Annotated in this window: 21 protein-coding genes and 1 pseudogene; 6 read left to right on the top strand and 16 right to left on the bottom strand. The window is 71.3% G+C overall.

Annotated elements, in window-relative coordinates; translation table 11 throughout:
• Positions 1-6: 6 nt before the first annotated feature.
• On the bottom strand, positions 7-1,293 hold the full coding sequence (locus M5C96_RS25835; protein ID WP_272566191.1) for a solute carrier family 23 protein: 1,287 nt from the start codon (positions 1,291-1,293) through the stop codon (positions 7-9).
• Positions 1,294-1,560: 267 nt separating this feature from the next.
• Between M5C96_RS25835 and M5C96_RS25830 the strand changes: the two genes are divergently transcribed.
• The gene (locus M5C96_RS25830; RefSeq protein WP_272566190.1) at positions 1,561-2,865 is read left to right on the top strand and encodes a hypothetical protein; all 1,305 of its coding nucleotides are present in this window, start codon (positions 1,561-1,563) and stop codon (positions 2,863-2,865) included.
• Between the two features lie 218 nt (positions 2,866-3,083).
• Positions 3,084-5,684 (top strand): ATP-binding protein, encoded by a 2,601-nt coding sequence (locus tag M5C96_RS25825; RefSeq protein WP_272566189.1) that lies wholly within the window; start codon positions 3,084-3,086, stop codon positions 5,682-5,684.
• Between the two features lie 27 nt (positions 5,685-5,711).
• Here the strand turns inward: M5C96_RS25825 and M5C96_RS25820 are convergent, their stop codons facing one another.
• From M5C96_RS25820 to M5C96_RS25805, 4 genes are all read right to left on the bottom strand, one after another.
• On the bottom strand, positions 5,712-6,374 hold the full coding sequence (locus M5C96_RS25820; RefSeq protein ID WP_272566187.1) for a hypothetical protein: 663 nt from the start codon (positions 6,372-6,374) through the stop codon (positions 5,712-5,714).
• Positions 6,290-6,556, bottom strand: coding sequence for a hypothetical protein (locus M5C96_RS25815; RefSeq protein ID WP_272566186.1), 267 nt, complete (start codon positions 6,554-6,556; stop codon positions 6,290-6,292). Before M5C96_RS25815 ends, M5C96_RS25820 begins: the two co-directional genes overlap by 85 nt.
• A gap of 180 nt (positions 6,557-6,736) precedes the next feature.
• A complete protein-coding gene (locus tag M5C96_RS25810) occupies positions 6,737-7,288 on the bottom strand; it encodes a hypothetical protein (protein WP_272566185.1) in 552 nt (183 codons plus the stop codon).
• Between the two features lie 134 nt (positions 7,289-7,422).
• On the bottom strand, positions 7,423-8,448 hold the full coding sequence (locus tag M5C96_RS25805; RefSeq protein WP_272566184.1) for a phosphatidylinositol-specific phospholipase C: 1,026 nt from the start codon (positions 8,446-8,448) through the stop codon (positions 7,423-7,425).
• A 171-nt stretch (positions 8,449-8,619) separates the two neighbouring features.
• Between M5C96_RS25805 and M5C96_RS25800 the strand changes: the two genes are divergently transcribed.
• Positions 8,620-9,327 carry a response regulator transcription factor gene (locus M5C96_RS25800; RefSeq protein ID WP_272566183.1) on the top strand — a complete coding sequence of 236 codons (708 nt, stop codon included), beginning with the start codon at positions 8,620-8,622 and terminating at the stop codon, positions 9,325-9,327.
• Positions 9,327-11,309: an ATP-binding protein gene (locus M5C96_RS25795; RefSeq protein WP_272566181.1), complete on the top strand. Its 1,983-nt coding sequence runs from the start codon at positions 9,327-9,329 to the stop codon at positions 11,307-11,309. The genes M5C96_RS25800 and M5C96_RS25795 overlap by 1 nt, the downstream gene beginning before the upstream one ends.
• Positions 11,310-11,313: 4 nt before the next feature.
• Here M5C96_RS25795 and M5C96_RS25790 read toward each other — a convergent pair whose 3' ends face one another.
• The 5 genes from M5C96_RS25790 to M5C96_RS25770 form a co-directional block, all read right to left on the bottom strand.
• Positions 11,314-13,227 carry a B12-binding domain-containing radical SAM protein gene (locus tag M5C96_RS25790; RefSeq protein WP_272566180.1) on the bottom strand — a complete coding sequence of 638 codons (1,914 nt, stop codon included), beginning with the start codon at positions 13,225-13,227 and terminating at the stop codon, positions 11,314-11,316.
• 85 nt (positions 13,228-13,312) lie between these two features.
• Positions 13,313-13,879: a GNAT family N-acetyltransferase gene (locus M5C96_RS25785; protein ID WP_272566178.1), complete on the bottom strand. Its 567-nt coding sequence runs from the start codon at positions 13,877-13,879 to the stop codon at positions 13,313-13,315.
• Entirely contained in the window at positions 13,876-14,154 is a 279-nt protein-coding gene (locus M5C96_RS25780; protein ID WP_272566177.1) for a DUF2164 domain-containing protein, read from the bottom strand. Before M5C96_RS25780 ends, M5C96_RS25785 begins: the two co-directional genes overlap by 4 nt.
• 103 nt (positions 14,155-14,257) lie before the next feature.
• Entirely contained in the window at positions 14,258-14,671 is a 414-nt protein-coding gene (locus M5C96_RS25775; RefSeq protein ID WP_272566176.1) for an ACT domain-containing protein, read from the bottom strand.
• On the bottom strand, positions 14,668-15,309 hold the full coding sequence (locus tag M5C96_RS25770) for a LysE/ArgO family amino acid transporter (RefSeq protein WP_272566175.1): 642 nt from the start codon (positions 15,307-15,309) through the stop codon (positions 14,668-14,670). The genes M5C96_RS25775 and M5C96_RS25770 overlap by 4 nt, the downstream gene beginning before the upstream one ends.
• A gap of 95 nt (positions 15,310-15,404) precedes the next feature.
• Between M5C96_RS25770 and M5C96_RS25765 the strand changes: the two genes are divergently transcribed.
• Positions 15,405-16,301 (top strand): LysR family transcriptional regulator ArgP, encoded by an 897-nt coding sequence (locus M5C96_RS25765; RefSeq protein ID WP_272566174.1) that lies wholly within the window; start codon positions 15,405-15,407, stop codon positions 16,299-16,301.
• Positions 16,302-16,320: 19 nt separating this feature from the next.
• Here M5C96_RS25765 and M5C96_RS25760 read toward each other — a convergent pair whose 3' ends face one another.
• On the bottom strand, positions 16,321-16,965 hold the full coding sequence (locus M5C96_RS25760) for a TetR/AcrR family transcriptional regulator (RefSeq protein ID WP_272566172.1): 645 nt from the start codon (positions 16,963-16,965) through the stop codon (positions 16,321-16,323).
• A gap of 147 nt (positions 16,966-17,112) precedes the next feature.
• Between M5C96_RS25760 and M5C96_RS25755 the strand changes: the two genes are divergently transcribed.
• A complete protein-coding gene (locus M5C96_RS25755; protein WP_272566171.1) occupies positions 17,113-18,150 on the top strand; it encodes an MBL fold metallo-hydrolase in 1,038 nt (345 codons plus the stop codon).
• 25 nt (positions 18,151-18,175) lie between these two features.
• Here the strand turns inward: M5C96_RS25755 and M5C96_RS25750 are convergent, their stop codons facing one another.
• From M5C96_RS25750 to M5C96_RS25730, 5 genes and pseudogenes are all read right to left on the bottom strand, one after another.
• A complete protein-coding gene (locus tag M5C96_RS25750; protein WP_272566170.1) occupies positions 18,176-18,730 on the bottom strand; it encodes a gamma carbonic anhydrase family protein in 555 nt (184 codons plus the stop codon).
• 79 nt (positions 18,731-18,809) lie between these two features.
• Complete coding sequence (ubiM, locus tag M5C96_RS25745) at positions 18,810-20,105, bottom strand: 5-demethoxyubiquinol-8 5-hydroxylase UbiM (protein WP_272566169.1); 1,296 nt, start codon at positions 20,103-20,105, stop codon at positions 18,810-18,812.
• A gap of 233 nt (positions 20,106-20,338) precedes the next feature.
• Positions 20,339-20,905, bottom strand: a complete 567-nt coding sequence (locus M5C96_RS25740; RefSeq protein ID WP_272566167.1) for a GNAT family N-acetyltransferase — start codon at positions 20,903-20,905, stop codon at positions 20,339-20,341.
• On the bottom strand, positions 20,902-21,513 hold the full coding sequence (locus M5C96_RS25735; protein ID WP_272566165.1) for a helix-turn-helix domain-containing protein: 612 nt from the start codon (positions 21,511-21,513) through the stop codon (positions 20,902-20,904). Before M5C96_RS25735 ends, M5C96_RS25740 begins: the two co-directional genes overlap by 4 nt.
• Positions 21,514-21,572: 59 nt before the next feature.
• Positions 21,573-21,920 (bottom strand): annotated as a pseudogene (locus M5C96_RS25730) (MFS transporter); the annotation flags it as partial.
• Positions 21,921-22,037 lie beyond the last annotated feature (117 nt).

Here is a 22,037-nt window from a genome sequence, read left to right as displayed (position 1 = left end):
CTGCGCTCAGCGTCGGCGGTTCAGCAGGGCGTAGAGCCCGATGGCGCCGAAGGTGGCGGTGCCGATGCCGCCCAGGGCGAAGTCGCCGAATTTCAGCGTGAAGTCGCCCGTGCCGATGATGAGCGTGATGGCCGCCACGATGAGGTTCTTGTTGTCGGAAAAGTCCACCCGGTTGTCCACCCAGATCTTGGCGCCGGCCACCGCGATGAGGCCGAAGACGACGATGGACACGCCGCCCATCACCGGCAGCGGAATGGCCTGGATCAGCGCGCCGAACTTCGGGCTGAAGCCCAGCAGCAGCGCGATCAGCCCCGCCACCAGGAACACGGCGGTGGAATAGATCTTGGTGGCCGCCATCACGCCGATGTTCTCGGCATAGGTGGTCACGCCCGTGCCCCCCGCGCTGCCGCTCACCATGGTGGCGATGCCGTCGCCGATGAACGCGCGACCCATGTAGCGGTCCAGGTTCTGGCCCGTCATGGCCGTCACCGCCTTGATGTGGCCCAGGTTCTCGGCCACCAGGATGACGGCCACGGGCGCGATCAGCAGCATGGCCGGGCCGCTGAACACCGGCGCCGTGAAGTGCGGCATGCCCAGCCAGGGCGCGGCGGCCAGGGCCGACAGGTCGATCGGCTTGCCCCAGCCCAGCAGGTTGGTGAACACCGCATAGACCACGCTGGCGGCGATGAGCCCCAGCAAGATCAGCAGGCGCTGCGCCATGCCCCGCGTGAGCACGGCCACCAGGCCCACGCACACGAAGGTGACGGCCTGCATCCAACTCTCGAAATTGTTGGCCGCCATGTTCTTGATGGGAATGCCGGCCAGGTTCAGCCCGATCACCGCCACCACTGCGCCCGTCACCACGGGCGGCATGAAGCGCTCGATCCAGCCGGTGCCGATGGCCTGCACCAGCGCGCCGATGAGGGTGTAGACCAGGCCGCACGCGACGATGCCGCCCAGCGCAACGGCCATGTTGGCGTTGGGTCCCTGGCCCGCGTAGCCCGACGCGGCCACCACCACGCCGATGAAGGCGAAGCTGGAGCCCAGGTAGCTAGGCACGCGCCCGCCGGTGATCACGAAGAAGATCAGCGTGCCCAGCCCGCTCATCAGGATGGCCACGTTCGGGTCAAACCCCATCAGGATGGGTGCGAGCACCGTGGCGCCGAACATCGCGATCACGTGTTGCACGCCCATCACGGCGGTCTGGCCCCAGGGCAGGCGTTCGTCGGGGGCCACGACGGCACCCTGGGTGGCGGTGGTCACCCGCCAGCGGGGAAAGTAGGGGGAAGGCACGGCAGGGTCTCCTGAAAGTTCATGGGCACCTCGGCGGGCGGGTGCTGTTTTGGGGGGAACAGCCCGGTGGGCGGGTGTGAGTTTAGGGTCATTGCAGAGTGATCCGTCCGAGGGTTGGGCCCCCGGGTTCGGCCCCTGCGCCCACAGCCGAGTAGGAAAGAGCCGACCTGCGGCGGCAGGGGCCTGCGATAACGTTGCCCATCAGCGCCGCAGCGCATCGCGCCCCTCTTCGGGGCTTTTTCACCTTCCGAATCGCTCCTCACGCACATGCCGCGCCATCGCCTTCGCTGGATTGCCCTGGGCGCCACTGCCGTGGTGGCCGTGTGCGCGGTCGCCGTGGCGGCCTGGTGGCCGTCCGAGGCCGAGCTGGCCCGCCGCGCGGGCGATGCCGCGACCGAACGGCTGGGGGTGCCGGTCACGGTCGGCCAGCTGCACTGGTCGCTGTTTCCCTCGCCGCGTGTGGAATTGCGCGACGTGCGCACCGAGCAAAAGGCCCCGTTGACTGCCGAGCGCGTCTCGGCCGGGGTGCGCTGGGGGGACCTGCTGCGCCGGCGCCTGGCCGTGACCGATCTGCAGTTGGAGAACGCGACCGTGCCGCAGGCGTCGCTGTCGGAGTTCCAGGTGCGTGGCGCGGGCGGCGGCGAGACCGCCTTGCCGTTCACGTTCACCTTGGCCCCGGTCCCGCTGGAGCGGGCCGACTGGCAGGGCGTGCGCTGGGTCGGGCGCAACGGCCGGACGCTCGCCTATGCCGGCAGTGCCGAGTTCGACCCCGAATGGCGCCCCCGCCAGGCCTGGCTGGAGCGCATCGGTGCGCCGGTGCCCACGCGCATGGCCATCACGCGCGAAGCCGCCGAGGACCGCTGGCGCGCCGAGGTGTCGGCCGGCGGGCGCACCGAGCAGGGCACCCTGCGCCTGCAGGAAATCAGCGGCCGCTACCGCGTGACGGGTGCCATCGACTTCACGGGGGTGGACATCGAGGGCCTGATGGCCTCGTTCGATCGCCGGGCCGTGGTGGCCGGCAAGGTCAGCGGCCACACCGACCTGATCGCCGAAGGGGCCGACCCGGCCGAGGCGGTGCGCGCCCTGCACACCCGCACCCGTTTCACGGTGGCGCGCGCCCGGCTGCTCACCTTCGACCTGGAGCGGGCCGTGAAAACCGTGGGCACGCAGCGCGGCGGCACCACGCAGCTCGACAGCCTCCAGGGCGTGGTGCGCACCGAGGCGGACGAGGACGGCACCATCGTGCGCTTCGGCGACCTCAAGGCCACCTCGGGCGTGCTCACCGCCACGGGTGACGCGGTGCTGCAGAACCGCCGGGTGAGCGGCCATGTGGCCGTGGACCTGGTGGATGGCGTGGTGGGCATTCCGCTGGAATTCGGCGGCACCATGGACGACACCACCCTGACCCTGCCGCCCGCGGCACTGGCCGGGGCGGCCGTGGGCACGGCGGTGGCGCCGGGCGTGGGCACCGCCATCGGCGCGCGCATCGGCGAAACCCTGCGCCGCATCTTCGGCGACGACGAGCCGCCGGCGGCGCCCCCGAAACCGAAGCGCCCGGCACCGCGCCGCTGAGTCTCACGCCCCCGAACACCGTGCAAAAAGCGGGATGATCGTTTCTCCTTTGTGCTTTATGTATCCCATTGAAAATGCCCGTTACCGCAATAAACACTAGGGCACAATGCTATGAATTCAGGAGTAATCCAGGCCAGGAAAGTGTTCGTATGATGGGTCGCAACACGGTCATGCCGGGTGTTCGGCAGACCGCTTTCGATCGATAGGAAACCGTGCCAATGTCCAGCGGCAACCCCCACCCACCCCCTTCGTTTCTGAGTTCCGGCGGCGAGATGGCGCAGCGCATCGCCCGCCATGACTGGGCCGCCACGCCCCTCGGCCCCCTGGCTTCCTGGCCGGACCACATCCGGTGGGCCATCTCCACCGTCCTGCGGGCCTCCATGCCCATGGCCACGCTGTGGGGCGAATCCGGCGTGCTGATCTACAACGACGCCTATGCGGCCTTCTCGGGCCAGCGCCATCCGCAGCTGCTGGGCTGCAACATCGGCGACGCCTGGCCCGAGGCGGCGCAGTTCAACCGCCACGTCGTGAATACCGTCCTGGCCGGTGGCACCCTGAGCTACCGCGACCAGCCCTTCGTGCTGAACCTCAACGGGCGTGCCGAGCCGGTGTGGATCAACCTCGACTACTCGCCGCTGCTCGACGGGACCGGGCAGCCTGCGGGCGTGCTCGCACTGGTGGTGGACACCACCGCCAAGGTCCAGACCGAGCGACAGCTCAAGGGCGAGCAGGAGCGCTTCGCCCAGCTGTTCGAGCAGTCGCCCAGCTTCATGGCCATGCTGGAAGGGCCTGAGCACCGCATCGTGCTGGCCAACCCCGGCTACCTGCGGCTGGTGGGCAACCGCCCGCTGCTGGGCCTGACCGTGGCGCAGGCGCTGCCGGACGCGGCCACGCAGGGCTATGTCGAGCTGCTGGACCGGGTCTATGGCAGCGGAGAGGCCCTCACGGCGTATGCCGCCCGCTACGTCCGCCAGGCCGAGCCTGGCGGGCCGGAGCACGAGCTGTACGTGGACTTCGTCTTCCAGCCGATCCGCGATGCCGCGGGCGCGGTGACCGGCATCTTCGTGGAGGGCGTGGACATCACCGAGCGCATGGCGGCCGAGGCGCGGCGCGAGGCGCTGGCGCGGTTTTCCGACCAGCTGCGGTCGCTGGATAGCGTGGACGCCGTCTGCCTGGCCGCGGCCGAAACCCTGGGCCGCACCCTGAAGGTCAGCCGCGCGGGCTATGGCGCGGTGGATGCCGCCGCGCAGGCCGTGCACGTGCACCACGACTGGATGGCGCCCGGCTGCGATCCGCTCGCGCCGGTGCTGCACCTGCCCGATTTCGGCGGCTTCCTGGACGACCTGGCGCGCGATGAATCCGTGTGCGTGGCCGACGTGCGCGGCGACGCCCGCACCCGCGACCGGGCCCCGGCGCTGGAGGGGCTGTGCGCCCGCTCCTTCATGAACATGCCGGTGGTGGAACACGGCCAGCTGGTGGCCATGCTGTTCGCCCACCACGAGCACGTGCGCGAGTGGACGGGCGAGGAGATCGCCTTCATGCGCGAAGTGGCCGCCCGCACGCGCACCGCCGCCGAGCGCGCGCGCACCGAGGCCCAGCTGCGCGAGGTCAACGAGTCGCTGGAGCAGGCGGTGGCGCTGCGCACCCACGAGCTGATGGAGGTAGAGGCCAAGTACCGCCAGGCGCAGAAGATGGAGGCCATCGGCCAGCTGACCGGCGGCATCGCGCACGACTTCAACAACCTGCTGGGCGCCATGAGCGCCAGCCTGCAGGTGCTGGAAAAGCGCATCGCGCTGCACAAGTTCGACAACGCCGAGCGCTACATCGGCATGGCGCAGGGCTCGGTGCGCCGCGCCGCGTCCCTCACCCAGCGCCTGCTGGCCTTCTCGCGCCGCCAGACGCTGGACCCCAAGCCGGTGGACGTCAACCGGCTCATCGGCAGCATCGAGGAGATGGTGCGCCGCACGGTGGGCCCGGGCGTGGAGGTGGAGGTCGTCGGCGCGGGGGGGCTGTGGCTCACCCGGGTCGATCCGTCGCAGTTGGAGAACGCGGTGCTCAACCTGTGCATCAACGCGCGCGACGCCATGTCGCCCCAAGGCGGGCGGCTGACCATCGAGACCGCCAACAAGTGGCTGGACGACCGCGCCGCCACCGAGCGCGAGCTGGCGCCGGGCCAGTACATCTCGGTGTGCGTGACCGACACCGGCGCGGGCATGGCGCCCGACGTGGCCGCCCGCGCGTTCGACCCCTTCTTCACCACCAAGCCCATGGGGCAGGGCACGGGCCTGGGTCTGTCGATGGTGTACGGCTTCGTGCGCCAGTCGGGCGGACAGGTGCGCATCTACTCGGTGCCCGGCGAAGGCACCACCATGTGCCTGTACCTGCCGCGCTACCTGGGCGACGCCGATGCCGAGGTGCCCGAGCTGCCGGCCATGGACGGCCACCGCGGCGAGGGCGAGGTGGTGCTGGTCATCGAGGACGAGTCCATCATCCGGGGGCTCATCGCCGAAGAGCTGGAAAACCTGGGCTACCGGGTCGTCTCGGTGGGCGACGGGCCGGCGGGCCTGCACGTGCTGCAGTCCGGGCGCCGCGTGGACCTGCTGCTCACCGACGTGGGGCTGCCCGGCGGCCTGAACGGCCGCCAGGTGGCCGACGCCGCCCGCGTCACGCGCCCCGGCCTCAAGGTGCTGTTCATCACCGGCTATGCCGAGAATGCGGTCGTGGGCAACGGCCTGCTGGAATACGGCATGGAGGTGATCACCAAGCCCTTCGACGTGGGCGCGCTGGCCGCCAAGGTGCGGGAGATGATTGAGCGCTGAGGGGCACGGGCCCCGTGCGCTTTTGGTTCAGGGGCGGACCCGCTGGGTGGCGTGCGTGAAGAACGTGTTGCCGCCCGAGGTCTTGAACTCGCTGAACTCGCGCGACGGCGCCCCCGAGCCGGCGGTGCGCCAGCCGAAGAGCCCGGTCGGGCTGGGGTCGGGCGCAAGGCCCTCCGTCGCCACCTCGAGCGCCGCGTTGTAGAAGGCCGTGTACTGGGCGTTCCAGCGCAGGTTGGTGGCGTCGTTGACGAGTGCCAGCACCCCGTTGATCACCTTTTCCTGGCCCCCGCCCAGCCGGGGATACTGGTCGAATCCCTTGAACTGCACGCCGTGGGCGCTGGCCCGCACGATGTCCGTCAGGCTGCGCGCATTGGGGGCGCCGAAGTCCTGCGGCTTGCCCGAAGCGAGCCGGTTGTGGAGCACGCGCCGCATCATGCGCATGCCCTGCTTGGCGTCCTCGATGTCCTTCACGCCGGTGTCGCGCCACGTCTGCGGCGCCGGGGCCTCGGCCAGGAACAGGCGCATCAGCATGCCGGCCTCGGAGGCCGCATCGGGCAGCGACACCGGCTTTCGGATCGTGATGCTGACCAGCGGCGGGGTGATCGTCAGCAGCGGGGCGCCCGCGCCCTGCTGGACCTGGATGGCCAGCTTGGCATTCCTTCGCGCAGGGCGGTGACCACGAAGGCCCACGAGTCGGCGCGGCTGTTGTGGGTGCTGCTCACCTCCAGCAGGTTGGGGATGTCGCTCACGGCGACGAGCTTCTGGCGCTTGTCGATGGCCTCGAGCTTGACGCGCAGCTTGTTGCCCACCACCAGGGTCAATACGCTGGGCACCGGGTCGTTGTAGGCGAACTTCAGGAGGGCATTGGGCATGGCAAAGGGCTCGGATCGGAAGAGAGAGAAATAAAGGAAAAAAGAGGGCTGCGGCAGACCTGCAGGCAGGTGCTTCGGGCAGCCACGGAATGCGCCGCGAAGTGGCAAGAGGGAAGAGAAGAGGGGAAAGGGACAAGGCCGAGACGCCTGGACGGCGCCCAGGGCGGCCTCAGTGCAGCGTCAGGGCGGCGGCGGCCGGAACGCCGGCACGCGCACCGCAGTGCCGATGCGCCGGCACTGGCCCTGGATGCGCTCCACCCAGGGGCGGCTCACGAGGAAGGTGCTGGACCCCACGGCCTCGTCGGTGGCCACCACGTCGGTTTTCAGGTTCACCGACTTGCCGTTCGCCAGGGCCGCGCCGCGCTCGGCCGGGTCGTCGTCCTGCGCGGGGTTCGGGGCCCCTGGTGGCACCCGCAGCCGGTAGATGTGCGATCCAGTGGACCAGACCATCCACACCAGGTCAAAGCCTTCCGGGTCGGCCTTGGACGGCGGAAACGCCTGCTGCACGAAGCAAAACGACTGGGGCCGCCGCGTCTGCCGCAGTTCCGTCAGGAACGCGCGGAGCATGGCCGGGCTGGCGATGTGTTCCGGGGCCGGGGTCGAGAAGGCCGGGTCGGCCGCCACGGGCTGCGGGCGGCCCGCGTCGGCCCAGGCGCCGAACGCCAGGGTCGCCAGCAGGGCCGCCAGGCCCCAGGCGTGCAGCCTCGGGCGCGCCTTAGGAAACAGGGACAAGACGGGGCGCAGCCGGAATACGTGCATGGGCAGGAGGGGGAGCCGGGACCGGCGTAGTGTACGCAGGCGCCTGCCCCCCGCCATGGCGCGGTGGCCAAGGCGAGGGCCCTGTTGCAGACCCCGCGGCGGGGGCGTCAGCCGTTGGTGGCGATCACCGCGCTGATGAGGCCGGGGCCGGGGAAGTCGGCCATGACCATGCCCACCCGCCCGTGCAGTTCCCCCCCCGGGCCCATGCGGGGGTACAGGAGCTGGTTCGTCCCGTCGAAGGCGATCGAGCAGATGCCGATGAAGCAGTTGACGCGGGGAAAGTCGGGCCAGCTGTTCTTCCAGCCCGGGGTGGTCCGCCCCGTCATGAGCAGGGGGGCGTCGGTCTGGGGGCTCGACGCCCCGCTGGCGACGAAATAGGGAAACGAGCCGGACGCGGCGCTCAGGTAGTTGATGTAGGCCTGGTCGCGGCTTCCGGCGATCGCCGCGCGGGCATGTGCCTTGACCTTTTCCCACTTGTCGTACAGGTCCCAGTTGGTGCCCAGCTTCCACTCGTCCTGGATGCTGAACGCGCCGGGGTACGCGATGCCGTACTGGTGCGTCGCGGTGAAGTTCTGCAGCACCACGATCTTGCCACGCAGGTCCTTGAGCACGGGGTTGCCGCCGGTGCCGTCCGCGGGCGGCTGCCAGAAGGCGGCCTGGTTGGGCTGGTAGTAGCGGTTCTTGAACGTGTCCTCGAAGGTCTCGGTGTTGCCGCCGCCGTCGCCCTCCTGCTTGATCCGCATGAACACGGTTTCCGACGGGTGGGTCTTCAGGAAGTCGATCACGGTGGCGAGCACGTCGGAGAAGTAGGCGTACTGGAACTGGATGCCGTGGTAGATCGGCAGTTCGTCCTTGGTGTGGTTGCACCGGATGTCCAGCACGCGGATGCCGGATTTGAGTTGGTTCGCCAGCGGCATCGACTGCGTCTGGGTGATGTCGCCGCCATAGAACGACATGGTGTCGTGCGTGCCGGGCAGGGACAGCTCGCTGAGCCTGCGCCCGTCCGGCAGGTGCGCCATCCAGTCGGTGTTGCTGGTCTTTATTTCCGAATCATGTGAATATCCCTGCCGGCTGGCCGCCAGCTCGCCCGTGGGCACGTGGATCGCCGCGCATTGCATGAGCACCTGAGTCATCGTTCACCTCCTAAAAATGCATGTTTGTGAAAAATCGGTTGCCGGGCGGGTGGTGCCGCCCACCTGTAGCAGCCGGCACCCCCGACCCGCAAGACTAGAGAGGCAGTGCCTCGCGCGCATCCCTGATATCGGGGATGCGTGCCGTTTTTCCTGCGTGCAGCGCCCCTGCCGATGAGCGCGCCCGCACCACCGGCCGTGGCCGCCGTGCTGCTGGTGGAGGACGACCCCGCCTGCGCGCGGCGCCTGGCCCGCCTGCTCGGGCAGGTCCATCCCGGGGCCTCGGTGGCGCACGCCGGCAGCCTGACCCAGGCCGGCGCGTTGTGGCCCGCGCGGGGCTTCGATCTGGCGCTGGTGGACCTGCACCTGCCCGATGGTTCGGGACTGGCGCTGCTGGAGGCGTTTTCGCGGGCCCGACCGCCACTGGAGGCCGTGGTGGTCTCCGCCTGGGGGCACACCGACACCATCGTCGCGGCCATCCAGGCCGGCGCGCGGGGCTACCTGCTCAAGAGTGCCGAAGACGATGAACTGGTGCGCGCGCTGGCCTGCATGCGGGCCGGGGGGGCGCCCATCGACCCGCTGGTCGCCGCGCGCATCCTCGCCCTGCTGGCCTCGGCCCCCGGCCAAGGCGCCAGCACCGCGCCGCCAGCCCCTGGCGCCGGCAGCGGCGCTGCCGACGGGGTGCTGCGCGTGGCGCTGTCGGCGCGCGAGTTGCAGGTGCTGCACCAGGTGGCGCTCGGCGACACCAACCGCGAGATCGCGCACACCCTGGGCCTGTCCGTGCACACCGTGGAATGCCACACGCGCAGCATCTACCGCAAGCTGGTGGTGCGCACCCGCACGGAGGCCGTGGTCCTGGCACAGGCGCAAGGCTGGCTCTAGTGGAGCGCAGCGCGTCGCGTGGTGCCTCGCTGGCGCTGGCTGCCCTGCTCGCCCTGGGCGCGGTGGCCCTGCTGGTGAGCGCCTTGCTGCCATCCCCGCGGGCCTGGGGGGCGGGCGATCTCCTGGCCTTCACCGCCATGGAGTCGGTGCGCGCCGAGCCGCTGGAGGCCATGGCGCCCCAGGCGCCCGCCGTGGCCGCGCTGCCCGCGCACGGCTGGGTGCCCGTCACCTTGCCCGATGCCTGGAGCGACCGCTGGCCCGCGCACGACGGCGTGGTGTGGTACCGCCTGCGCTTCACGCTGCCGCCCGACATCCCCGCGGAGCGGGAGTTCGCCCTCGCCCTGGACGCGATGAACATGGCCGGCGCGGTGTGGCTCGACGGCCAGCTGCTGTGGCGCGACGAGCGCCTGGCCGAACCCGGCTTGACCCGGGCCTGGAACCAGCCGCGCTTCGTGCGCCTGGGCGCGCTGCGGGCGCCGGGGCCGGGCCGTGCGCAGGCCGGGGGCGAGCACACGCTGCTGGTCCGAATTACCGGCTATGCGTCCTATGTGGGCGGTCTGAGCGAGGTGTGGCTGGGGGCCGCGGACCCGGTGCAGCGCCTGCATGCCCAGGCGCAATGGTGGCGCGTGGGCCTGCAGCAGGTGAGCCTGGGGGTCAACGTGGCCATGGCGCTGCTGTTTCTCATGCTGTGGATCTGCTGGCCGCGCGAACGGCTGTACGGATGGTTCGCGCTCACGGCGCTGGCGTGGTCCGCGGGCTGCTACAACCAGGTGGCCACGGGCGTGTGGCCGCTGCGCACCGTGCCGCAATGGCAGTTCGCGATGGCCGCGCTGCTGCTGCTGTTCGCCGGCAGCTACCTGGTCTTCGTCTTCCGCTTCGCCGGTCGGCGCCATGTCCGCTGCGAGGCCGCCCTGGCCTGCACCCTGGGCGCGGCCGTCCTCGCCGGCATCCTGGCCATGGGCCGGTATCCGCAGGCGCTGCCGGCCGTGCGGATGGCGACGTTGCTGGCCGGGCTGCTGCTGTTCATGCTGGCGGTGGCCTATGTGCTGCAGCATGCCCTGCGCACGCGCAGCCCCTCCAGCATCGCGCTGGCGCTGGCCGTGGTGATCGCGCTGGCCGGCGGGCTGCACGACATGGCGGCCCTTCTCGCGTGGATCGACGACACGCGCTATTACGCGGTGGTCTGTTCCACCTTCTCGCTTGTGAGCATGGCGTTCCTGCTGGCGTGGCGGCTGCGCAGCGCGTTCGAGCGCGAGGCTTACTTCAATGCGGAACTGCGCGAGAAGGTGGAGGGCGCGCGCGCCGAGCTGACCGCGGCGCTGGCCCGGCAGCGCGCCCTGGAACTGGCCAACGCCCGCCAGGCCGAGCGCATCGGCATGGTGCGCGACCTGCACGACGGCCTGGGCGGCACGCTGGTCCATGCGGCGGCCTGCTGGGGCGAGGCGCCGCAGGTGCCGGTGCCCGCGCCGCAGGCGCTCGCGGTGCTGGCCCAGATCAGCGACGACCTGCGGCTGATCATCGACACCACGGCCCATGTGCCGCAAGGGGATCTGCAGGCCCTGCTGGCCGCCCCCCGGCGCCGCCTGATGTCGCGCCTGCAGGCCGCGGGCATCGATGCCCGCTGGCATGCCGAGGGCCTGGACGGGGTGCGGCTGGAGGGGGCGCGTGCGCTGAACCTGCTGCGGCTCCTGCAGGAGGCGGTGACCAATGCCATCCGGCACAGCGGAGCGCGCCGCGTCGGCATATCGGTGCTGCGCCTGGGGCCGTGCCTGCAGGTCTGCGTGCAGGACGACGGCCGGGGTTTCGATGCCACGCGGGCCGGCGCGCAGGGGATGGGACTGGCGAACATGCGGCAGCGCGCGATCGCCCTGGAGGCGGTACTGCAGCTCGAAACCGCCCCGGGCCAGGGGTGCCGGGTGGCCGTCGACGTGGCATGGCAGGCCGCCGATCCGCCAGTTCCCCCGGTCCCTTCGGGCGATTGACTTCTCAGTGCGCGCGGCTGGCGAGCGCCCGCTCGATGCGGTGCCGCGCCACGGTGGTCTTGGGCACCTTGAACGGGAACCAGGCGCGCACGTCCTCGTCCAGCCCGATGCCGTGCATGTAGTTGTAGATCGCCTTCTTCAGCGCGCCGCCCAGCGCATCGTGGTCCACGCCCGTGGGGTCGATGAAGGCCACGTCGTTCTTGGCGAAGTCGCCCGGCGGCAGCGGCGCGAGCGTGACGCCGTACTCCCCGGGGTTCTTGCCCACGGGCGAGTGCACGGTGCAGGCGAAGCGGTGGAAGAACCCGCTCTGGATGCAGCCGTTGGCGAACAGCTGGCGCACGTATTCGAGCGCATCCACGGTGTCCTGCACCGTCTGGGTCGGAAAGCCGTACATCAGGTACGCGTGCACGAGGATGCCGGCGTCGGTGAAGGCCCGCGTCACGCGCGCCACCTGGTCCACCGACACGCCTTTCTTCATGAGCTGCAGCAGCCGGTCCGAAGCCACCTCCAGCCCGCCCGAGATCGCGATGCAGCCGGAGTCGGCCATCAGCTCGGCCAGATCGGGCGTGAAGGTCTTCTCGAATCGCACGTTGCCCCACCAGGAGATGCCGGCGTTGCGTTCGATCAGCTCGGTGGCCAGCGCCTTGAGGGCCTTCGGCGGGGCGGCCTCGTCCACGAAGTGAAAGCCGGTCTGCCCGGTCTCGCGCACGATCTGCTCGATGCGGTCGGCCAGCACGGCGGCGCTCGCGCCCTCGTAGCGGCTGATGTAGTCCAGGCTCACGTCGCAGAAGCTGCACTTCTTCCAGTAGCAGCCGTGGGCCACGGTGAGCTTGTTCCAGCGGCCGTCGCTCCACAGCCGGTGCATGGGGTTGAGCATGTCCAGCAGCGAGAGGTAGCGGTCCAGCGGCAGGCCGTCCCAGGTGGGCGTGCCCACCTCGGCGAAGGCGATGTCGGCCTCCATCATGTTCACGTACTGCACGGCGCCGTCGTCGCCCCGCACGAAGGTGCGCACCAGGCGCTGGCGGCCGCGCTGGCCCTGCACGTGCTCCAGCAGCGCGAGCAGCGGGCGCTCGCCCGCGTCCAGCGTGACGTAGTCGAAATGGTCGAACACGCGGGGCTCGGCCAGCTCGCGCAGCTCGGTGTTCACGAAGCCGCCGCCCAGCACCGTGGCGATGTGCGGGTAGCGCGCCTTGATGGCCTGCGCGATGCGAAAGGCCGCGTACACCGAGCCGGGGAAGGGCACGGACAGCAGCACCACGTCGGGCGTGTGCCGCGCGATGGCCTCGTGCGTGAGCGCCTCGAGCATCTCGTCCACCAGCGTGGGCGGCGCGGCCAGCGCGTCGGCCAGCGGATCGAAGGTGGGCTGGCTGCCGGCCAGCGACTCGGCATAGCGCACGAACTCGAAGCGCTCGTCCACCGCATCGCGCAATACGTCGGCCAGGTCGTTCAGGTACAGCGTGGCGATGTGCTTGGCCTTGTCGTGCAGGCCCAGGGCGCCGAAGGCCCAGCCCAGCGGGTCGCCGCCCTCGTCGTCCACATAGACGTCGAGCGAGGCGAAGCGCGGGCCCTCGGGCAGGTAGTGGCGCCCGGCGATGCGGTGCGCGAGCGTCGAGTCGCGTCCCTGCAGGAACGCGATGGCCGGCGCCACCGTGGCGAGGTAGCGGTCCTGCTGTGCGGCGAAGGACTGGACCGCCGGGCTGCGCTGCGCCTCGGGCAGGGCCTGCACCCGCGCGGCCACGGCCTGCAGGCCCTCGGGCGAGAGCAGGCGCAGCACCAGGGCCAGCGCCAGGTCTTCCTGGAACGCGGTGACGCCGCGCGAGCGCAGAAAGCCCGTCAGGTAGGCGCTGGAGGGGTAGGGCGTGTTCAGCTGCGTCATCGGCGGGATGACGGCCAGCACGCGGGGGGTCGAGGCGGACATGGGTGTGGGGCAGGGCGGCCGCGCAAAAGGCGGGGGGCAGCAAAGCGCGGCGGAAGGCGGGCGAGGGCCGATTATCCCGCCGGGCTCAGGCCGGCGCGCTGCGTGGGGGCTTCGGCCGCCCGGACACGGGCAGTGCGCCCGCCTGCCAGGCGAAGCGGAACGTGGGCACCCGCGTGCCGCCGGGCGCGTCCCACTGGTCGGCCTGCACGTTCGCGGCCCCGTGGGCGGCATAGAAGCGCTGCGCCTGCAGGTTGCTCTGCAGCACCCAGAGGTACAGCCCCGCATCGGCGCAGGCTGCGGCGCTGTGGTCCGCCACGGCGGCGAGCAGCTGCGCGCCGATGCCCGTCCCGTGCGCCTGCGAACTCACGTGAATGTTGTCCAGCAGGCTGCCCCACACCGGGTCTTCTCCCGGGTAGGCGCAGACGAATCCGAGCAGGCGGTCGCCTTCGGCGGCCACGATCACGTGCTGCCCAGCGGGCGGCTGCGGTGATTGAAGCCGCTGCGTCCAGAGGGCCAGCCGGTCGGCTTCCACGTCGGTGGCGAGGTAGTGCTCGGACAGGGCGCCCCGGTAGGCGAACCGCCAGCTGGCGGTGTGCAGGGCCGCGATGCCCGGGGCGTCGGCGGGTCGGGCGGGGCGCAGGTGCGCGGTCATGGCCGGCCTTTCTTTGCCGCGCGGTCGAACTTCTGCCAGTACCGGAATTCGTCTTCGTGCACCTCGATATCGACTTCGGCCACGCGCTGCTGCAGGCGCTCCTGCACGTCGGCCACGGCCTGGTTGTAGACGCTGGGGCCGATCTCCTCCAGAAAGAAGCCCAGGAGGCCGCTGGCGGCGATGTTGCCGATCTTCTCTTCCATGTTGTCGCGGAAATACCGCTCGATCGAGGCCACGGCCTGCTGGTGGACGTCCTTGGGCAATGCGATGGTCATGCGGGCTCCAGTGCGAAGGGGCCGGCTGCGGGAGGGCGGAAAGCCCCAAGCCGGCGACCCGGTCGATTCTGCCCGCCTTCGGTCCCCGCCCGCCCATGCCGCTTCAGCCGGCCGCCGGCACCACCCGGTGGCCCGCGGCGGCCAGCAGCGCGCTGGCGCGTTCGCCGTCCGCCTGCGACACCAGCAGGTGGTCGCCGTCGAAGGTGGAGACCACGAAGATGCCGATGCCGTTCTCCGACAGCGGGCGGATCACCGACAGGACGATGCCCGTCTCGCCGAAGCTGAACGGCCCTACGAAACGGAACGCCACCCAGCCCCGGTCGGCCTGCACGCCGTCCGGCACGCGCGCCTGCAGGCAGGTGATCGACAGCTCCTCGCCGCTGCGCGAGATCGAGACGAACCCCTCGCCATCGGCCCACGGCGGAATGGCCGCCTGTGGCGCGAGCCGGGCGACGGCGTAGAGGGAGGGCAGGGTGGCGAGCGTGATGCTGCGGGTGGCGAGGAGGGGTGCGGTCATGGGGTGGAATGCAGTGGGGTGAAGGCCAGGAACAGAGCGATCGAGAACATGACCGCCGCGATGCCCGCGTCCAGGCAGCGCCAGGCCACCGGCCGGGCGAACCATGGCGCCAGCCGCCGCGCGCCCAGCCCGAGGGTGAGGAACCACAGGGTGGAGGCCGTGGTGGCGCCCAGCGTGAAGCGCAGCTGCTGGCCTGCCGGCTGCTGGCCGCCCAGCGCGCCCAGCAGCACCACGGTGTCCAGGTACATGTGCGGGTTGAGCAGCGACACGGCCAGCACCGCCGCGAGCGCCTGCCGCGCCGTGGGGCCCGCGCCCGGCGCGCCCAGGCCGGCGGCCAGGGCGCCATCGGGCCGCAACGCGCGGCGCAGCGCCCCCAGGCCGTACCAGGCCAGAAACGCCGCGCCGCCCCAGCGGGCGATCGCCAGCAGCCACGGCTGGCCCTGGATCAGCGCGCCCATGCCGGCCACGCCCGCGGCGATCGCGATCACGTCGATGGCGATGCAGGTGCCCACCGTGAGGGCCACGTGCCGCCCGAGCAGGCCGACGCGCAGCACATGCGCGTTCTGCGCACCGATGGCGATGATCAGGCCGGCCCCGGCGCCGAAACCATGCAGAAAAGGGGTGATGGAAGACCACATCGGCGAATTGTCTGGGGCCGTGGCCGAATCCCATCCTGAATTGGGAAAATATCGACTTGGCTGAGAATTCCTCAGCTTTCAACCCCAAAGGAGCCATGGCACTGGATTCAAAACAATGCGAGGCCTTTCTCGCCGTGGCCGAGGCGGGCAGCTTCGAGCAGGCCGCCGCCGCGCTGCACATCACGCCCTCGGCGGTGTCGCTGCGCGTGCGGGCGCTGGAGACGCGGCTCGGCCAGCCGCTCATCGTGCGCGGGCGGCCCAGCCGCGCCACCCGGGCGGGCCGGCAACTGCTGCAGCACCTGCAGCGCGCCCGCGTCATGGAACACGACCTGCTGGCGGGGCTTTCGGGCGGCGATGGGGAGGCGGATGCGTTCTTCGCCGTCACGCTCGCGGTCAATGCCGATTCGCTCGCCACCTGGCTGCTGCCGGCGCTGTCAGGCGTGTTGCAGCGCGAGCGCATCGCCATCGAACTGGTGGTGGACGACCAGGAGCACACGCACGCGCTGCTGGAGGCCGGCCTGGCCCATGCCTGCGTGTCGGCCCATCCGCATGCCATGCGCGGCTGCACGGCCGAGCCGCTGGGCCGCATGCGCTACCGGCTGGTGGCCTCGCCCGCATTCGCCGCGCAATGGTTCGGGCCGCGCGGCATCACCCGGGCGTCGGCGCGCCGGGCCCCCACGGTGGTGTTCAACCGCAAGGACCCGCTGCAGGCCAACGCGCTGCTCAATGCGTTCGGGCTGCAGGCCAGCGCCTATCCGAGCCATTACGTGCCGGCATCGGAGCCCTTCGTCGCGGCGATCCGGCTGGGGCTGGGCTACGGCATGGTGCCGGAGCTGCAGATCGGCGATGCCATCGAGCGCGGCGAGCTGATCGACGTGCTGCCCGATGCGGCGACGGACGTGGCCCTGTACTGGCACGGCTGGGCGCAGCAGCCGCCCCGGCTGGAGCGGCTCGCCCAGCGGGTGATGCAGGCGGCACGGGGGCTGCTGTAGCGCGCCGGCCGGCGTCCGCTCACGTGGCGGCGCCCGGCCCGGGCACGGCGTAGAAGCCCAGGAACATGTCCACCGCGTCGTGCAGCACCTGTCGCTGCTGGGCCGGCGTGAGCGGCGGCTGCCCCAGCGCCAGCTGCGGCCAGAAGGCGAAGGCCTTGACCATGCCCTGCAACTGGTGCGCGGCATATTGCGGATCGACCCCGCCACGCAGGCGGCCGGCCTGCTGCGCCGCGTGGATCCACGCGGGAACGCCTTCTTCCTTCTCCCCCAGGCGCGACACCATGGCCTGCGCGCGGGCCGGGGTGTGCAGCATCTCGGCCATGGCCACGCGCGACAGGTCCATGAACGCCGCATCGCCCAGCAGCGCCATCTTGCGCTCCAGCAGCTCCAGCAACTGCGCGCGCAGGGGCCGCTGCGGATCGTGCCCCGGGGCCGCCAGCGACTGGCTGCGGTCCCACAGCTGCCCGAGGATGGCGGCGAACAGGCCGTCCTTGCTGGGGAAATGGTTGTAGACCGTGCGCTTGGAGACCGCGGCCGCGGCGGCCACCCGGTCCATGCTGGTGCCGGCGAAGCCGTGCTCGCGGAACTCGCCGATCGCCGCCTGGACGATGGCATGGCGCTTGCGGTCGGTCAGGCGGGAGGGCGGCGGAGCGATGGCGGTCATAGGCAAAATTTTACACTGGGCAGTTTACTTTTCTGAATCGAACACTACACTGTGCAGTGCAGTTTTTGCGAAGGCTTTGCTCCCTGCCTCGCCGCATGTTCCGGATTTCCCGGCTGCTTCACTTCCTTCATCGCCATGGCTCACCGCATGTCCTCCTGTTCCGAATCGCCGGCCGCTCCGTACGGCCAGTCGCCCCAGTTCGTTGACGGGCGCTTTCGCAACGTGGCGCCCCGGCACCGCCTGGGCGCGCTCAAGACGCTCGGCGTGCTGTGGCGCTTCGCCCTTGGCAAGCCCGCGGACACGGTGCCGGACCGGCCCATCGCCGTGCGGCCCCTCACCACCGCCGCACTGCTGCAGGCGCCGGACGACAGCCTGTGGCGGCTGGGGCATTCGACCCTGCTGCTCAAGCTCGACGGCCGGTTCTGGCTCACCGACCCGGTGTTTTCCGAGCGCGCCTCGCCGGTGCAGTTTCTGGGCCCCAAGCGCTTTCATGCGCCGCCGCTGGCCATCGAAGACCTGCCGCCCATCGCGGGCGTGATCCTCTCGCACGACCATTACGACCACCTGGACCACGCGGCAATCCTGAAACTCGCGCCCAAGGTGGAGCACTTCGTCGCGCCGCTGGGCGTGGGCGACCGGCTCATCGCCTGGGGCGTGCCGGCGGCCAAGGTGCAGCAGTTCGACTGGTGGCAGGGCACGACCCTCGGCGGGCTGCGCCTGGTGGCCACGCCGGCGCAGCATTTTTCGGGGCGCAGCCTGTCGGACGGCAACCGCACGCTGTGGGCGTCGTGGGTGCTGATGACGGCGGACACCCGCATCTTCTTCACCGGCGACACGGGCTATTTCGACGGCTTCCAGGCCATCGGCGAGCGCTTCGGCCCGTTCGATCTCACGCTGGTGGAAACCGGCGCCTACAACGCCGACTGGCCCGACGTGCACATGCAGCCCGAGCAGAGCCTGCAGGCCCATCTGGACGTGAAGGGCCGCCACATGATGCCCATCCACAACGGCACGTTCGACCTGTCGCTGCACCCGTGGACCGAGCCCTTCGAGCGCATCACCGCGCTGGCCGCCGCAGCCGGCGTGCCGCTGGTGGCGCCGGCGATGGGCGAGCGGCTGGACATCCGGGCCCCGGCGCCGTCCCGCCAGTGGTGGCGAGAAGCGGCGGCGCCCGCCGCGCGCTGAAGGGGCGCGACGCGCGGCCAGGGCTTCAAGCCGCCGTCGCGCCCGCCTGCGGCGCCGCGAGGTAGTTGTTCTTCACGCGCACGTAGTGCTCGGCCGAATACCGCAGGTACGCGATCTCCTGCGGTGTCAGCGCCCGCTGCCGCACGGCCGGGCGGCCCGTGTAGAGGTAGCCGCTCTCCAGCACCTTGCCAGGCGTGACCAGGCTGCCGGCGCCGAGCATCACGCGATCACCGACCACCGCGTCGTCCATCACGATGCTGCCCATGCCGATCAGGCACTCGTCCCCGATGGTGCAGCCGTGCAGGATCACCGAATGGCCCAGCGTGACGTGGCTGCCGATCACGAGCGGCGATCCGTCCGGCTTGCCCGGATGGCGGTGCGACACGTGGCCCATGGCCAGGTCCTGCACGTTGGAGCATTCGCCCACCACGATGCGGTTCACGTCGCCGCGCAGCACCGCGTTGCACCACACCGAGCTGTCGCGCCCCAGGTGCACATCGCCGATCACCTGGGCCGAGGGGTGGAGGTAGACGCCGGCGTCCAGCGCGGGGGCGGTGTCGAGGTAGGGGGCGAGGGGCATGGGGATCGGTTCGGAGAGAAAGGGGCGGGACGTTGGCGTCGGCAGCGATCTTATGCAAGAACCCCGTGCGCCGCGGCGCTCACCGCAGCGGCGCGTCGCCCGGCGCCCCGAGCGGTGCCGGCCGCCACGGACTGCGCCCCGTCAGCTCCCCCACGATGGCCGTCTTCAGCGGTGCCAGCCGCCGGGCGCCCTGCAGCACCAGTTGACGCACGGCGCGGGGCAGGGGGCGCGCGTCGGTGTACAGCCGCACGATGGCGTTGGTGCCTTCATAGATCGGCCAGGCGCGGCGGTGGTGCGCGCGGGCATAGGGCCGCAGCGCGTCGGCGCTGCCGATGTCCTGGCCGCGCTGCCGTGCGTCGGCGAGGGCGCGCGCCAGGCCCTCCACGCCGGCCAGGCCCAGGTTGTAGCCATGGGCGGTCACCGGGTGCATGCCCACGGCGGCATCGCCCAGCAGCGCGCAGCGGTGCCCGGCGAAGCGGTCCGCATAGGTGGCGACCAGCGGGTAGGCGTGGCGCTCGCCCACCAGCGCCATCGCGCCGAGCCGGCCCGCGAACTGGGCCTGCACCTGCGCGGCGAACGTGGCGGCGTCCTGCGCCATCAGGGCCGCCGCCTCGGCCGCGCCGGTGGTGACGACCACGGAGCACTGCGGCGCGCCGTCCGCCGGGTCGTCCGGCAGCGGCAGCACGGCCAGGGTGCGGTGGTGTCCGAAGGCTTCGTGCGCGATGCCGTGGTGGGGTGCTGCGTGGCGCATGCGGCAGACGATGACGGTGCGCCCGAAGTCCGCCATGCGCGCGCCGATGCCCAGTTGCCGGCGGGTGGCGGAAAACCGGCTGTCGGCGGCCACGACCAGCCGGGCCTGCAGGCGCGTGCGGGGCGCGGCCGGATCGCCTGCATCGCCAGCGGCCGGCATGGTTTCCACCGCCGCATCGTCGGCCGCCACGGACACCTGCGCCACCTGCGCGCCGGCCAGGATGCGCACGCCCGGCCGCTGCGACGCCACGGCGTGGGCGGTGCGGCGCAGCGCGTGGTTGGGCACGATCCAGCCCAGGTGCGCGACCCCCTGGTCCGCGGCCTGGCCCGGGTGCAGCCGCAGCGGCGCGTGCCGCCCTACCGGGCCGTCGTGCACCCGGGCCTCGGCGATGCGGCCGATCTCGTGCGGGGCCAGCAGCGCCCAGGTGCCCAGGCGGCGCAGCGTGTCGCCGCTGGCGTGGGTGAGCGCGATCTCGCGGCCATCGGGCGCGGGATCGGCAAGCGCGGTGGCGGGTTGCCGGTCCAGCACCGTGCTGGTGAAACCGGCCTGGCACAGGGCGATGGCCAGCGAGAGGCCGGCCGGGCCCGCGCCGACGATGAGAACGTCGCAATGCTGCTGGGACATGGGAGAAGAGACAAGAGAAAGGGAGGCGGAGCGCCCGGCGGGCGCCGGCGTCCATTGTGCGGGCCCGGCCATGCCATGGGCTTGCATTGGGTCAAGGGAGCGTGGCCGGCCGGGTTGGATCGGTTTGCTATTAATTCAATAGCGAAATGCCCTAGTATCGATTGCCTTGGAGGCCGAAAAGACCCCAATGCCTCGCGCCGCCCCGGCGGACCATGGGGCCACGGCCCTCTGCGTCAGACCGCGCGGTAGAAGAACGTGGTGCCGCATGGCGCGCCGTCGGGCATCAGGGCATAGCCCGGCACCTCGCCCACGCGCTGCCAGCCGGCGCGGGCGTAGAGCCGTTCGGCGTCGCCGCCGGTCACCGTGTCCAGCACCATCAGGGTCTTGCCCTCCTGCCGGGCGACCGCGTCCACGGCGTCCAGCAATTGCCGGGCCACGCCCTGGCGGCGGGCGCGGCGATGCACCAGCATCTTGGCCACGTCGGCCCGGTGCGGCTGGTTCTCGGGCTGCGCCAGCACGAGCTGCACGGTGCCCAGCACCGCGCCGCTGTCCACCGCTTCGGCGATGAGCAGCGCCCGTTCGCCGCGCGCCACGCCTTCGGCCACGCCGCGCCAGAAATCCACGGCCCTGTCGTGCGCCAGCGGGTGCATGAAGCTCACCGAGGCGCCGCCGGCCACGCAGTCGATCAGCACCTCGGCCAGCGCGGGCACGTAGGCGGCGGCTTCGTTCACGCCCAGGCGGCGCACGGTCACGGCGGGGACTTCGGCAGAGGGCGTGGCGAGTGAGGTGGCGGCGGTCATGTCGGGCTCCGGGTCGGGTGGGGTGGAATGGCGGGCAGGGTGGCCAGGGCTACCAGGTAGCGCGCGGGGCTGCGCGTGGGGTTGCGGTATTCGACGGCGCCCTCCAGCCGGTGGGCCAGGCAGTCGCCGGCTTCCAGCCGCCAGACCGTGCCGTCCAGCGCGATGTCCATGCGGCCGTCGATCATCCAGATCTGCTGGTGGATCTCCGCGCCGCGGTCGGCCCGCTCGTAGGCCACGCGCTGGCCCGGCGGAAACACCACGTCCACGAGCTGCAGCGGCGACGCCACCGTGGGCGACACGTTGCGCCGCAGGTAGCCGGAGGCGGGGTCGGTCCACACGGGCTGCTGCGCCACGCGGGCCACGGGCGAGGGCGCGGCGCGGCCTTCGTCGCCCTCGGCCTGGGGCGCATCGAACAGCGAGGCCAGCGCCACGCCCAGGCCGGTGGCCAGCTTGTCCAGCACGGTGGCGGTGGGGCTGCTTTCGCCGCGCTCGATGAGCGAGATGTTGGAGCGGCTCACGCCGCTGCGTTCGGCCAGGGCGTCGAGCGAGAGGCCGCGCGCATCGCGCAGTTCGCGCACGCGGCGGGCCAGGCGGGTACTGATGTCCATGCCTCCAGTTTAATGGAAATGATTCCAGGAAAATGGATGGGCGCCGGATCAAGGTCGGATCACGCCCCCTGCGCAGGCATCGCCCGCAGCGTCGCCGCCCAAAAGAGCAGCGCCGCCAGGCTGAGCCCCAAGCCCAGCGCGCACACGCCGGGCCAGCCGGCAAGGCCGTACACCGCGGTCGATGCCACCGCCCCCAGGCCGCTGCCCACCGCGTAGAACAGCATGTAGCAGCCCACCAGGCGGCCGTGCGCCTCGGGCCGGGTGCTGAAGATCAGGCTCTGGTTGACCACGTGGATGGCCTGGCCGCCCAGGTCGAGCAGGACGATGCCGAGCACCAGGGCCCACAGCGTGTGCCCCGCGCACGCGATGGGCACCCACGACGCGAGCAGGCAGGCCAGCGCGATGCCGGTGGTCCCTGGGCCTGTAGTAGCCAGCCCGTGTATTGGCATGCACTTGTCTGTGCGTATAGTGCTTATACCTAGCCCACTTAGTTGGGCTTGTTTACGCCCTAGAACGCTTTACAG

Source organism: Acidovorax sp. GBBC 1281 (genome assembly GCF_028473645.1).
Lineage (GTDB): Bacteria > Pseudomonadota > Gammaproteobacteria > Burkholderiales > Burkholderiaceae_C > Paracidovorax.
This window is presented reverse-complemented; position numbering and strand designations above follow the sequence as displayed.

What these genes read in the sequence shown, in the direction of transcription:
- M5C96_RS25830 (WP_272566190.1), top strand. Translation starts at nt 1,561, where the DNA reads ATGCCGCGCCATCGCCTTCGCTGGATTGCCCTGGGCGCCACTGCCGTG.
- M5C96_RS25825 (WP_272566189.1), top strand. Translation starts at nt 3,084, where the DNA reads ATGTCCAGCGGCAACCCCCACCCACCCCCTTCGTTTCTGAGTTCCGGC.
- M5C96_RS25815 (WP_272566186.1), bottom strand. Translation starts at nt 6,556, where the DNA reads ATGCCCAATGCCCTCCTGAAGTTCGCCTACAACGACCCGGTGCCCAGC.
- M5C96_RS25805 (WP_272566184.1), bottom strand. Translation starts at nt 8,448, where the DNA reads ATGACTCAGGTGCTCATGCAATGCGCGGCGATCCACGTGCCCACGGGC.
- M5C96_RS25800 (WP_272566183.1), top strand. Translation starts at nt 8,620, where the DNA reads ATGAGCGCGCCCGCACCACCGGCCGTGGCCGCCGTGCTGCTGGTGGAG.
- M5C96_RS25790 (WP_272566180.1), bottom strand. Translation starts at nt 13,227, where the DNA reads ATGTCCGCCTCGACCCCCCGCGTGCTGGCCGTCATCCCGCCGATGACG.
- M5C96_RS25785 (WP_272566178.1), bottom strand. Translation starts at nt 13,879, where the DNA reads ATGACCGCGCACCTGCGCCCCGCCCGACCCGCCGACGCCCCGGGCATC.
- M5C96_RS25780 (WP_272566177.1), bottom strand. Translation starts at nt 14,154, where the DNA reads ATGACCATCGCATTGCCCAAGGACGTCCACCAGCAGGCCGTGGCCTCG.
- M5C96_RS25775 (WP_272566176.1), bottom strand. Translation starts at nt 14,671, where the DNA reads ATGACCGCACCCCTCCTCGCCACCCGCAGCATCACGCTCGCCACCCTG.
- M5C96_RS25770 (WP_272566175.1), bottom strand. Translation starts at nt 15,309, where the DNA reads ATGTGGTCTTCCATCACCCCTTTTCTGCATGGTTTCGGCGCCGGGGCC.
- M5C96_RS25765 (WP_272566174.1), top strand. Translation starts at nt 15,405, where the DNA reads ATGGCACTGGATTCAAAACAATGCGAGGCCTTTCTCGCCGTGGCCGAG.
- M5C96_RS25760 (WP_272566172.1), bottom strand. Translation starts at nt 16,965, where the DNA reads ATGACCGCCATCGCTCCGCCGCCCTCCCGCCTGACCGACCGCAAGCGC.
- M5C96_RS25755 (WP_272566171.1), top strand. Translation starts at nt 17,113, where the DNA reads ATGTCCTCCTGTTCCGAATCGCCGGCCGCTCCGTACGGCCAGTCGCCC.
- M5C96_RS25750 (WP_272566170.1), bottom strand. Translation starts at nt 18,730, where the DNA reads ATGCCCCTCGCCCCCTACCTCGACACCGCCCCCGCGCTGGACGCCGGC.
- ubiM (WP_272566169.1), bottom strand. Translation starts at nt 20,105, where the DNA reads ATGTCCCAGCAGCATTGCGACGTTCTCATCGTCGGCGCGGGCCCGGCC.
- M5C96_RS25740 (WP_272566167.1), bottom strand. Translation starts at nt 20,905, where the DNA reads ATGACCGCCGCCACCTCACTCGCCACGCCCTCTGCCGAAGTCCCCGCC.
- M5C96_RS25735 (WP_272566165.1), bottom strand. Translation starts at nt 21,513, where the DNA reads ATGGACATCAGTACCCGCCTGGCCCGCCGCGTGCGCGAACTGCGCGAT.